Below are 9,981 nucleotides of genomic sequence, written 5' to 3' on the forward strand. Positions count from 1 at the left end.
TCCTTGGTAAACACTGTCGATCAGCGTCATGGCCGTGCCCGCACTGGGTGCAGCTTGGCAGTTCCTGCTGGTGTCGCTTGAGTGAGGCCACGGCTCTGGCCCCCATCGCATGACGCTCCTGGCTCTGATTGCTGCCCCCCAGGCCGGAGCGCCGGTGATGGGCCTGGCCAAGGCGATTCAGCTGTCGGTGGCGCCCGTGTTTCTGCTCACGGCGATTGCCGGGGTGCTGGGGGTGATCAGCAACCGGCTGGCGCGGGTGCTGGATCGTGCCAGCGCGATCCAGGGGCCGGCTATGGACGGTCAGGACATGCGGCTGTTGCGGCGGCGCATGGGTCTGCTGTCGCGGGCGATCGAGAGCGTCACGATCACAGGTGTGCTCGTGTCGGCGGTGGTTGCCGTGACCTTCATCAGCGCCATCGCTGTGGTGGATCTGGCGGCGATTGTGGTGCCGCTGTTTGTGGTGGCGATGCTGGCCTTGATTGCGGGCTTGCTGCTGCTGCTACTCGACACCCGCTTGGCGTCACGGATGATGCGACGTCGCTTCTGAGCGGCAGCTGCAGAGTTGATCCAGATCAGGGCGCCGGGTCAGCGGTAAGCGCCAGCGGGCCCAGAGCCCATAGGCGATGTCGGCGAGTTGACGTAGCCCCGGCCAGGCGCTGGGGGCGTAGAGCCAACCCAGCCCGATCTGCCGGTAGGCCGCCCGGAACACTTCCACATCACGTAGCACCGTGCCATCGGCCTGGATCGCGTGGATGCGGCCCATGGCTTCGCGATAGCTGATGCCGCTGTGTTGCGCGGGGTTGTAGTTGGCAGCATCGATATCCACGAATGCCAGCCGGGTGGCGCCGGGGTGCAGCCGTTGATCCCGCTGGCGCAGGAAGGACACTTCCCGCAGGCAGAGCGGGCAGCCTCCGTCGTAGAGGAGGGTGAGCTCTGGGCTGGGTGTGCTGCTCATGGGCTTCAGCCACAGGCTTTAACGTACCCACAACGCCTTGGCCAGCGGGGACTGCGCCCAGTACGGTTCACCGGTAACGACAGCCTCGCGTGATGCGACAGCACCTCACCAGGCTCGCTGTTCAGACCAGCGGAGAGGGTTTCACCGATCTCACGGCAGCGTTGAATCGCGAAATTGCGGCGAGCGGCCTGCAGCAGGGCATCGTCCAAGTGGTCGTTTTACACACCAGTTGCTCGCTCACGGTGAATGAGAACGCCGACCCGCGCGTGCTGCGGGATCTCACCACCTACCTGCGTGCCCTCGTGCCCCAGGCAGGGGTGCGTTCCCTCTGCGGCCATGGCGATCTGCAGCGCTATGCCCACGACGATGAGGGCGCCGATGACATGCCTGCACACATCCGCACGGCGCTCACCACCACAAGCCTGGGCTTGTCGTTTGATCGCAGTCGCTTGGTGCTGGGGACCTGGCAGGCGGTGTATCTCTGGGAGCACCGAGCTCGTGCGCATCAGCGCCAGCTCAGCCTGCATCTCATTGGGGAATGACCTCATCCATGACCAGCCCGATCACCGTGACGTCCAACCCTGGCTCTGAGCAGCTGGAGCAACTGGGGGTGGCTGGCTGGCCGATCTGGAGCTGTGGGGTGAGCCGCTTCCCCTGGACCTACCACGAGCAGGAAACCTGTCTGCTGCTCGAGGGTGATGTCACGGTGACGCCTGAGGGCGGTGAGGCGGTGTGCTTTGGCGCTGGTGATCTGGTGGTGTTTGCCGCTGGCCTCAGCTGCTCCTGGGATGTGCACGCTCCGGTGCGCAAGCACTACCGCTTCGGTTGAGCCAGGCTGGCGGCGCCCGTGACACGAGCCGATGGCTGCCATTCCCCTCAGCGCCGATCAGATCCAGGCCCTGCCCGAACAGCTACCGGCCTGGAGCCTTGTGAACGGCAAGCTGCGCCGTGAGCTCCGCTTTGCCGACTTTGTGGAGGCGTTCGGTTTTATGAGCCGCGTGGCGTTGGTGGCGGAGGCGATGGGCCATCACCCGGAGTGGAGCAACGTGTGGAACCGGGTGGTGATCGAGCTCACCACCCACGACACAGGCGGCCTCTCCAACTTTGATGTGCAGCTGGCTCAGCGGATCGACGCGCTGGTGGGCTGAGCCCAGCTGCACACCTGGCGCTCACACCAGCACTGGCAGCTTGCTGGGATCCATCTGCTGGAAGCGCAGTTGCTGCTTCTCACCGGTGGACTCCACATCCACGGCCACGGTGTGGCCGCCGGTGAACTGCCCGCCGAGGATGCCCTTGGCGATCGGTGTTTCCAGCTCGCGCTGGATGGCGCGCTTCAGGGGGCGAGCGCCATACACCGGGTCGTAGCCCACCCCGGCCAGCCAATCGAGGGCGTCGGCATTGAGCTGCAGCCCCAGCTTCTTCTCCTCCAGGCGCTTGGCCAGGCGCTGCACCTGCAGCTCCACGATCTGCCGCAGTTCCTCCTGTTTGAGGCTGTGGAAGATGATTGTTTCATCGAGCCGATTGAGGAATTCAGGCCGGAAGTGGCCGCGCAGGGCGTCATTCACCCGCGCTTCCATCTCGCTATGCCGCGCTGGATCACCCGCTAGATCGAGGATCGACTGGCTGCCGATGTTGCTGGTGAGGATCAGCACCGTGTTGGTGAAATCCACCGTGCGCCCCTGGCCGTCGGTAACGCGGCCGTCATCGAGGATCTGCAGCATCACGTTGAACACATCAGGGTGGGCCTTCTCCACCTCGTCGAACAGGATCACGGCGTAGGGCCGGCGACGCACCGCTTCGGTGAGCTGTCCGCCCTCCTCGTAGCCCACGTAGCCCGGAGGCGCTCCGATCAGGCGGCTCACGGCGTGCTTCTCCATGTACTCCGACATGTCGATGCGCACCATCGCCTCATCGCTGTCGAACAGCTGTGAGGCCAGGGCCTTTGAGAGCTCGGTTTTGCCCACACCGGTAGGGCCGAGGAAGAGGAAGCTGGCGATTGGGCGATTGGGATCACTGAGGCCGGCGCGGGAGCGCTGGATGGCATCGGCTACGGCCGTCACGGCCTGGGCCTGGCCGATCACGCGGGTGTGCAGCTCATCCTCGAGGTGCAGCAATTTCTGCATCTCGCTCTGCACCAGCTTGGCCACCGGGATACCGGTCCACTTGGCGATCACCTCGGCGATGTCGTCTTCGGTGACCTCCTCGCGCAGGAGGGATTTGTCGCTTCCGCCTGCGCTGAGCTCCTCTTCTTTGGCCGCGAGTTTCTTGTGCAGGCCCGCGAGGGTGCCGTATTCGAGCTCGGCGGCCTTGTTGAGGTCGTAGCTGCGCTTGGCCTGCTCGATCTGCAGCTGCACCTGTTCGATCTCTTCTTTGATCGAGCCCAGTTCATCGATCGAGCCCTTTTCCTTCTGCCACTGAGCGTTGAGGGTGCTCTGCTGCTCGCTCAGATCGGCGAGCTCCTTCTCCAGCCTCTCGAGCCGGTCGCGGCTGGCGGCATCGGATTCACGGCCGAGGGAGAGCTTCTCCATCTCCAGCTGCAGGATGCGGCGATCGAGTTCATCGATCTGCTCTGGCTTGGAGGTGATCTCCATCTTCAGGCGGGCGGCCGATTCATCCACCAGATCGATCGCCTTGTCGGGCAGGAAGCGATCGGCGATGTAGCGGCTGCTGAGCACTGCGGCGGCCACCAGGGCGTTGTCGGCGATGCGCACGCCGTGGTGCACCTCGTAGCGCTCCTTGAGGCCGCGCAGGATTGAGATGGTGTCTTCCACTGTGGGCTGATCCACGAACACCTGCTGGAAGCGCCGCTCCAGGGCGGGATCCTTTTCAATGTGCTGGCGGTGCTCATCGAGGGTGGTGGCGCCGATGCAGCGCAGTTCACCGCGGGCCAGCATCGGCTTGAGCAGGTTGCTGGCATCCATGGCACCGCCGGTGGCGCCGGCGCCCACCACGGTGTGGATCTCATCGATGAACAGCACGATCTGACCTTCGGAGGCGGTCACCTCCTTGAGCACAGCCTTGAGCCTCTCTTCGAACTCGCCGCGGTATTTGGCGCCGGCGATCAGGGCGCCCATGTCGAGGGCGATGAGCTGACGGTTCTGCAACGCCTGCGGCACATCGCCATTCACGATGCGCTGAGCGAGGCCCTCCACAATCGCCGTTTTGCCCACGCCCGGTTCACCGATCAGCACTGGGTTGTTCTTGGTGCGGCGGCTGAGGATCTGAATCGTGCGTCGGATCTCCTCGTCGCGGCCGATCACCGGATCGAGCTTGCCGTCGCGGGCGGCCTGTGTGAGGTCGCGCCCGTATTTCTCGAGCGATTCGTAGGTGCCTTCGGGGTTCTGGTCGGTCACGGTTTGGGATCCACGGATCGCCTGTACGGCGTCTTTGAGCTTGGCGGCATCGGTGCCGGCCTGGGAGAGCAGCTGTTTGCCGCAGCGATCATCGATCGCCAGCGCCAGCAGCAGGTGCTCGATGGCGATGTAGCTGTCGCCGTAGGAGCTTTTGAGCTGATCGGCTTGATCTAGAACGCTGTTGAGCCCCTTGCCCAGGTACACGTTGTCGGGCGGGGCGCTCAGGCTGGGCTGGCTGGCGATATGGGCATCCACACGCTGGCTGAGGGTGCCCACATCCACCCCTGCTTTCTCAAGGATCCGCCCGGCCAGTCCCTGCTGGCTGAGCAGGGCCGCGAACAGGTGCTCGCTCTCCATCTGCTGCTGGCGGCGCTGCTGCGCCAGCTGTTGGGCGGCGACAACGGCGCCCCAGGCTTTTTCAGTGAACAGCTCGGCGGTTGGATGCATGAAGACCTCCCTCACTGGGTGGGTTGTCAGAACCGTATGGAGCTTTTGGCCTCAGGGAGGGAGGAGAACCGAATCGCATCAGACGGTCCTCCTCCCAGCGGGTGTGTGGGCCGACCCGCCCTGCCGGTAAACCGTCAGCGAGGTGAGCCGTTGTAGCCAACGTTGGTGATCGTGCGTCCATCCGGTGACACCGTCACCACGGTTTCGGTGTTGGGCGCCAAGCCTTGCTGCTGCCAGCCCGGTGCCCCGCCCAGGAAGCGGAAGGTGTAGCCCTGACTGTTGGTCTCGATCAGGCAGGCACCACCTCCGGTGTTGGTTTGGAACATGCAATCGGCCGGGCGATACACCGATAGGCCGCCGTTTTGATTGATCGCCCAATTGCGGGCCGCGTTCACCGCGCGAACGTTCGAATCACTCACCTGGGCCGAGCTGGCACCTGCGGATAGGCCAGCTGCAGCCAAGGCCATCACGCAGAAGCGCAGAGGTTTCAGCAGCATCAGAAGCAAGATCGACAACCCTTGAGTGTGGCGATCTGCTGCAGGTTCGCCAGCCTCCATGACGCAGCCCGTTACTCAACTGGTACCACTGCCTCAGTGCTGAACCTTGCAGCCATGACCGGATCCGCCTCGCTCCGACGCCGTTGTGCGTGGGTACTCGCGCCCGCCCTTCTGCTGGGTTTGCTGGTGCCGTCCACCGCACTGGCGCGCGGTGGTGGTGGTGGCCACGGCGGCGGCGGTTTTCATGGAGGTGGTGGCGGCGGTGGTGGCTATCACGGCGGTGGCGGTGGAGCTGATCGCCCGGCGGATGGCTACCACCACAGCTATGGCGGCGGCAGCCGTACCCCGGCTCTGCGCCACAACATCAGCCGTGATGACTACAACCGTGCCACCAATGGAGGCCGTGATCGTTTTGATGCCAACCGCCTGGGCTGGGGCAATCGCAACTGGAATCAGGGTGATTGGCGCGGCAATCAATGGGGAGGCAACAACTGGCGGGGGAGCAATTGGGGCTACAACAACTGGAACAAGCGCTGGAATGGTGGGTGGAATAACAACTGGAACAACGGTGGTTATTGGGGTGATCGCCCCTGGAGTTATGGCTGGTACAACTGGACGCCCGATAGCTGGGGCTGGTGGGGCAACAACTCCGCAGGCTGGGGCCTCGCGGGGTTGGCTACCGGAGCATTGATTACCGACTTGGTGAACAACGCCAGTGATCAGCAGTCGCCGGTGATTGAGGTGCCCGACAGCAATTACCAACTCAATTACGGCACGGTTGACGCCGTGGGCAACAGCGGTGCCAACTTCAGTTATTCCGTGGCCAGCAGCCCGCCGGTGCAGGGTGGGGCCAACTGTCAGGAGGGGCTCCTCGATGGCCAGGTGCCCTCGACTGCTGCCCAGGCTCAGCTGCTCAACGCTGCTTGCCAGGTGGCCTATGGCCCTGATCCGAAGGGCAGTCCGCTGCCACGGCTGTGGTCTCCCTCGCCAGCGGAGCGCGAGTGGTTGGTGCTCCTGTTGGGCGCTGGCATCGGCTTCGGTGGCTACGCGCTGTTCAAGCGTGCTCAACAACCCTCTTGATGGTTGTGTGACACTTCGCTCCACAACTGCAGCCTGGCTGGTCACGATTCGGGGGTTGTTGTGCTGGTTTTGCCAGCTTCGTTTCATGCGTCGATCTTCACGCTCCTCCGCAGCTCTTCTCGTTGCGTTGCTGCTTGGCGCCATCGCCTCGCCAATGCTGGCTCACGCCCGCGGCGGTGGCGGCGGGCATGGTGGTGGTGGTGGTGGTGGCCGCAGCTGGGGCGGCGGTCACTATCACTTCCAGAACAACGACTTGCAGCGGGGCTATCAGGGTGATCACCCGATGTATGGAGCGGGCACCCGCGATAGCTTCAACAACGACCGGGTCAACGTGAACAACAACTTCTACCGCCGTGACTACAACGGCTGGAACGACAACTGGCGCAATGGCGGCTACTGGAACAGCCGCCCCTGGAACCACGGTTGGTACAACGGTTGGGGCGGTTGGGGCTGGTGGGGTGCCAACGCTGCCGCCTGGGGTGTTGCTGGCCTGGCCACCGGTGCTGCCATCACTGGTTTGGTGGATGCCGCTTCGGACAACAGCTCAACCGTGATCGTGGTGCCCGACACCAGCTATGAGCTCAACTATGGCTCGGTGGAGGGTGTGGGCAGCTATGGCGTCAGCTTCAACTACAACGTGGATGGCAGCAGCTTGATGGGTGCGGCCAACTGCCAGCAGGGCTTGCTCAATGGCCAAGTGCCAGGTACATCTGATCAGGCCCAGCTGCTCAATGCTGTGTGCCAGGTGGCCTACGGCTCAGGCAGCTGAGGTTGATTGCTGGCTGATCCCCCTCCATACGGCAGGGGGACGGCTCCACTGGATTCACCACACAGCCGCTTCGGACAACCATCGTTTCCGTAGATGGCGTCGTTGGGTGAGAGGCAGCCGAGCTTGTTCTTGGCTACTACCTCCGAGGGGGGCAAACGCATCGGTTGCACATTGCCTGCGCTCACGATCGCTGGGCAACTGCTGGCCGGCAGGATCGGCTGGCCAGGTTTGAATACGGCTGGCGTCCCACCACCACGGATCAATTGCAACGCTGGATCGTTGGCTGCCGGTTGAGCAAGCGCGTTGCCGCCGAGCAACAGCAGCGGCAGTGCCAGTTTGCCCAGGTGGTGGGACGTGATCGCCATGATGGCGCTGCAGTGCGGCCCCAGTGTGGCGGATGGATCAGGAATCACGGGTGGAACTGCTGAGGCGACTTGCTGAGGAGTCGTTTGCATTTGATGGCACCGCCAGCGATCCGGAACGCAATTGCTGGCTGGTGGTGCACCGGCACATCCATGGTGTGCTGCCCAGTGAGTACGACATCCGCGAGATCGACGAGACGCTTTATCTCGACGTGCTCAACGAGCGGCGGGCCCTTTCGGCCAGCTGATCAGCGGAGCAATGGCCGGCAGCGCCGACTGACGCAGAAATTGAGCAGCGGCGGCGGCTTGCTGCATCGAGGCTGCCGCAGGTGTGGGCCGTTGCGGGGATCCCGGCATGGTGTTCATGGCTGTGCTATTCACAATGGCGCTTGGTCTTGCCGCTGACAAGCCAATTTGCCCATAAAAAAGCCGCCCTTGCTGGGCGGCTTTGGATCGACTGAATGGGCTCAGAGACTCAAGCCCAGCCCTTCTGGCTCATCGACTCCACATAGGCAGCCACATCGGCGATGTCATCGGCGCTGAGCTTGCCACCGAAGGCGGGCATGGCGTTTTTGCCGTTGGTTACCTGATACTGAATGGCCTCTTCATGGCCAGCGCTGTAGTTAGCCAGGTAGGCCTCGAGGGCATCTTTCTTGAGGGTGCGCTCAGCGTTCACCACGTTGCCGCCGCCCATGTGGCAAGCAGCGCAGTTGGCAGAGAACACCTGAGCACCGTGATCGGCGTCAGCGGCGAAGCTGGGGGCAGCACCCAGCACCAGCGCCAGGCAGAGGGCAATAGCAGAGAGAAGACGGCGCATTGGAGCTCGTGCAACCTGGCCAAATTAGAAGGCCACCGTTCCGGATGTGAGCCTTGCTGCAGAGGTTCGCAACATTTGAAACGTGCTCTCCTGGCAGGGTTGGCGGGCGTTCGCGTCAACCCCGGTGGGGCAGTCCGGCGTCTTCGAACACCGCTTCCAGTGAGGGGGCGTGGCTGACGAGGCCAAAGCGTTCCGGTGGGCTGATCGGCTCGTGCACAAAGTGCCGCTGACGGATCGAAAAGCGATCCCAGGCATTCACCTCAATACGTAGCAGTTTGATCAGGCCTTCAATCAGCCATCCCTGCAGATCAACCCCCACAGGTGGCAGCCAGCTACGGCGCCAGCGGCAAAGGCGCTTCACGGTGTCGTTCACCGTGACCGCCGACTGACCCAGCACCAGGCGCCGCACCGCACCCTGGCCGGGTTCCGGATTGGGGTGATGGGCGGTGGTGGCCAGATGCACGCACACCCGGGCGATGTCGGCGGCGTGGATGTAGTGGAACGAGGCATCCGCCCGCAGCCACTTGGCGAGCCATAGCCATCGAGCACCTTCCTTCAAGCCTTCGGTGAGGTAACTGGTGGGGAAGGGGCCGCTGCGGTCCACCCGACCGCCGAACACCAGGGTGGGGAACACCGCCACAATCCGCTCGGCTAGTGGATGCTGCTCCAGCTGCTGCAGGCACTGGGCCTTGGTTTGGATGTATTCGGTGCCGTAGGCCATGGCCTCCGGCAGCAGCTCCAGATCACGATTGAGGATGCTGGCGGTGGAGAAATACACCACCTGCTCCAGCACGGCAGGGTCGGTAGCGGCCAACATCTGCTTCACCGCCACCACATTCACCTGCTGGGCACGCTCGGGATCACCCCAGGCTGTGGCGGTGTGAATGATGCGGTTGGCTGAGGCGATCTGGTCGCGGTGGGGTTCCGGATCCCGTAGATCACCCACCAGCAGCGTGATGCGCGGGTGATCGGCCGGCACGGCCGTGAGCTTGGCCGGATCGCGAAGCCACAGGAGCAGCTGGGCGTCGGTTTCGCGCAGCAGCTGCTCGGCGATGTGTTGGCCGACGCAGCCCGAGGCGCCGGTGATCAGGATCCGGGCTGGCGCCGCCAGCCCGCTCAAGCGGCGGCTCCGATGCGCTCCATCACACTCTTGCCGGCTTCAAAGAAGAACTGGCCGTTCTCTTCGGGTGTGCCGGGCAGGATGCCGTGGCCCAGGTTGAGGATGTGCTTTCGGCCCCGGGCTTTGTGCACGGTGTCGTCGATGCGGGCCTGGATGGCCTCCTTGCTGCCGAACAGCAGGCCGGGGTCCACGTTGCCCTGCACGCCCACGTGCTCTGGCAGGCGGGCCAGACCCTCGGCCATGTCTACGGTCCAATCCAGCGACACGATGTCGACGCCGGTGCGGGCCATCCGCTCGATCTCGCCGGCGCTGCCGGAGATGTAGAGGATGAAGGGGGTGTCGGGGTGGGTCTGCTTCACCAGGTCCACCACCTTCTTTTGGTAGGGAGCCGCGAAGGTGTCGTAGTCGGCGGGGCTGAGCTGGCCGGCCCAGGAATCAAACATCTGCACCACCTGGGCACCGGAATCGATCTGATAGCGCAGGTAGGCGGCGATCGATTCGGCGAAGTGATCGAGAAGCTTGTGCAGCAGCTCGGGCTCGCGGAAGGCCATGGCCTTGATCACCGCGTAGTTCTTGCTGCT

General features: G+C 63.9%; 14 protein-coding genes. 7 read left to right on the forward strand and 7 right to left on the reverse strand.

Features of this window, described 5'->3' with window-relative positions:
• Nucleotides 1-109: 109 nt before the first annotated feature.
• Nucleotides 110-547 carry a DUF2721 domain-containing protein gene (locus ACIQ2E_RS08610; RefSeq protein ID WP_398328994.1) on the forward strand — a complete coding sequence of 146 codons (438 nt, stop codon included), beginning with the start codon at nt 110-112 and terminating at the stop codon, nt 545-547.
• Here the strand turns inward: ACIQ2E_RS08610 and ACIQ2E_RS08615 are convergent.
• A complete protein-coding gene (locus ACIQ2E_RS08615; RefSeq protein ID WP_398328997.1) occupies nt 521-955 on the reverse strand; it encodes a thiol-disulfide oxidoreductase DCC family protein in 435 nt (144 codons plus the stop codon). The genes ACIQ2E_RS08610 and ACIQ2E_RS08615 overlap by 27 nt on opposite strands.
• Before the next feature lie 92 nt (nt 956-1,047).
• On the opposite strand from ACIQ2E_RS08615, the gene ACIQ2E_RS08620 reads away from it, so the two are divergent.
• Genes ACIQ2E_RS08620 through ACIQ2E_RS08630 form a run of 3 tightly spaced genes read left to right on the forward strand, consistent with a single transcriptional unit; the run spans nt 1,048 to nt 2,103 of the window.
• Entirely contained in the window at nt 1,048-1,497 is a 450-nt protein-coding gene (locus ACIQ2E_RS08620; RefSeq protein ID WP_398329000.1) for a secondary thiamine-phosphate synthase enzyme YjbQ, read from the forward strand.
• An 8-nt stretch (nt 1,498-1,505) separates the two neighbouring features.
• Nucleotides 1,506-1,784, forward strand: a complete 279-nt coding sequence (locus ACIQ2E_RS08625; protein WP_398329003.1) for a cupin domain-containing protein — start codon at nt 1,506-1,508, stop codon at nt 1,782-1,784.
• Between the two features lie 31 nt (nt 1,785-1,815).
• Nucleotides 1,816-2,103 carry a 4a-hydroxytetrahydrobiopterin dehydratase gene (locus ACIQ2E_RS08630; protein ID WP_398329006.1) on the forward strand — a complete coding sequence of 96 codons (288 nt, stop codon included), beginning with the start codon at nt 1,816-1,818 and terminating at the stop codon, nt 2,101-2,103.
• A 21-nt stretch (nt 2,104-2,124) separates the two neighbouring features.
• On the opposite strand, the gene clpB is transcribed toward ACIQ2E_RS08630, so the two are convergent.
• Both clpB and ACIQ2E_RS08640 read right to left on the reverse strand, forming a co-directional pair.
• Nucleotides 2,125-4,755: an ATP-dependent chaperone ClpB gene (gene clpB, locus ACIQ2E_RS08635; RefSeq protein ID WP_398329009.1), complete on the reverse strand. Its 2,631-nt coding sequence runs from the start codon at nt 4,753-4,755 to the stop codon at nt 2,125-2,127.
• 134 nt (nt 4,756-4,889) lie between these two features.
• A complete protein-coding gene (locus ACIQ2E_RS08640) occupies nt 4,890-5,252 on the reverse strand; it encodes a hypothetical protein (protein WP_398329012.1) in 363 nt (120 codons plus the stop codon).
• Between the two features lie 114 nt (nt 5,253-5,366).
• Here ACIQ2E_RS08640 and ACIQ2E_RS08645 point away from each other — a divergent pair, with 114 nt between their 5' ends.
• On the forward strand, nt 5,367-6,332 hold the full coding sequence (locus tag ACIQ2E_RS08645; RefSeq protein ID WP_398329015.1) for a hypothetical protein: 966 nt from the start codon (nt 5,367-5,369) through the stop codon (nt 6,330-6,332).
• 85 nt (nt 6,333-6,417) lie between these two features.
• The gene (locus tag ACIQ2E_RS08650) at nt 6,418-7,101 is read left to right on the forward strand and encodes a hypothetical protein (RefSeq protein WP_398329018.1); all 684 of its coding nucleotides are present in this window, start codon (nt 6,418-6,420) and stop codon (nt 7,099-7,101) included.
• On the opposite strand, the gene ACIQ2E_RS08655 is transcribed toward ACIQ2E_RS08650, so the two are convergent.
• Complete coding sequence (locus ACIQ2E_RS08655) at nt 7,083-7,466, reverse strand: hypothetical protein (RefSeq protein WP_398329021.1); 384 nt, start codon at nt 7,464-7,466, stop codon at nt 7,083-7,085. The genes ACIQ2E_RS08650 and ACIQ2E_RS08655 overlap by 19 nt on opposite strands.
• A 32-nt stretch (nt 7,467-7,498) precedes the next feature.
• Here ACIQ2E_RS08655 and ACIQ2E_RS08660 point away from each other — a divergent pair, with 32 nt between their 5' ends.
• Entirely contained in the window at nt 7,499-7,711 is a 213-nt protein-coding gene (locus tag ACIQ2E_RS08660; RefSeq protein WP_398329024.1) for a hypothetical protein, read from the forward strand.
• Between the two features lie 227 nt (nt 7,712-7,938).
• Here the strand turns inward: ACIQ2E_RS08660 and ACIQ2E_RS08665 are convergent, their stop codons facing one another.
• From ACIQ2E_RS08665 to ACIQ2E_RS08675, 3 genes are all read right to left on the reverse strand, one after another.
• A complete protein-coding gene (locus tag ACIQ2E_RS08665; protein WP_296444735.1) occupies nt 7,939-8,280 on the reverse strand; it encodes a c-type cytochrome in 342 nt (113 codons plus the stop codon).
• 115 nt (nt 8,281-8,395) lie between these two features.
• Nucleotides 8,396-9,400, reverse strand: a complete 1,005-nt coding sequence (locus ACIQ2E_RS08670; RefSeq protein WP_398329028.1) for an NAD-dependent epimerase/dehydratase family protein — start codon at nt 9,398-9,400, stop codon at nt 8,396-8,398.
• The coding region (locus ACIQ2E_RS08675) for a uroporphyrinogen decarboxylase family protein (protein ID WP_398329030.1) at nt 9,397-9,981 on the reverse strand (585 nt) is incomplete at its 5' end. The genes ACIQ2E_RS08675 and ACIQ2E_RS08670, both read right to left, overlap by 4 nt.

Origin of the sequence: Vulcanococcus sp. (genome assembly GCF_044369115.1) — a bacterium.
Lineage (GTDB): Bacteria > Cyanobacteriota > Cyanobacteriia > PCC-6307 > Cyanobiaceae > Vulcanococcus.

What these genes read in the sequence shown, in the direction of transcription:
- ACIQ2E_RS08610 (WP_398328994.1), top strand. Translation starts at nt 110, where the DNA reads ATGACGCTCCTGGCTCTGATTGCTGCCCCCCAGGCCGGAGCGCCGGTG.
- ACIQ2E_RS08615 (WP_398328997.1), bottom strand. Translation starts at nt 955, where the DNA reads ATGAGCAGCACACCCAGCCCAGAGCTCACCCTCCTCTACGACGGAGGC.
- ACIQ2E_RS08620 (WP_398329000.1), top strand. Translation starts at nt 1,048, where the DNA reads ATGCGACAGCACCTCACCAGGCTCGCTGTTCAGACCAGCGGAGAGGGT.
- ACIQ2E_RS08625 (WP_398329003.1), top strand. Translation starts at nt 1,506, where the DNA reads ATGACCAGCCCGATCACCGTGACGTCCAACCCTGGCTCTGAGCAGCTG.
- ACIQ2E_RS08630 (WP_398329006.1), top strand. Translation starts at nt 1,816, where the DNA reads ATGGCTGCCATTCCCCTCAGCGCCGATCAGATCCAGGCCCTGCCCGAA.
- clpB (WP_398329009.1), bottom strand. Translation starts at nt 4,755, where the DNA reads ATGCATCCAACCGCCGAGCTGTTCACTGAAAAAGCCTGGGGCGCCGTT.
- ACIQ2E_RS08640 (WP_398329012.1), bottom strand. Translation starts at nt 5,252, where the DNA reads ATGCTGCTGAAACCTCTGCGCTTCTGCGTGATGGCCTTGGCTGCAGCT.
- ACIQ2E_RS08645 (WP_398329015.1), top strand. Translation starts at nt 5,367, where the DNA reads ATGACCGGATCCGCCTCGCTCCGACGCCGTTGTGCGTGGGTACTCGCG.
- ACIQ2E_RS08650 (WP_398329018.1), top strand. Translation starts at nt 6,418, where the DNA reads ATGCGTCGATCTTCACGCTCCTCCGCAGCTCTTCTCGTTGCGTTGCTG.
- ACIQ2E_RS08655 (WP_398329021.1), bottom strand. Translation starts at nt 7,466, where the DNA reads ATGGCGATCACGTCCCACCACCTGGGCAAACTGGCACTGCCGCTGCTG.
- ACIQ2E_RS08660 (WP_398329024.1), top strand. Translation starts at nt 7,499, where the DNA reads ATGGATCAGGAATCACGGGTGGAACTGCTGAGGCGACTTGCTGAGGAG.
- ACIQ2E_RS08665 (WP_296444735.1), bottom strand. Translation starts at nt 8,280, where the DNA reads ATGCGCCGTCTTCTCTCTGCTATTGCCCTCTGCCTGGCGCTGGTGCTG.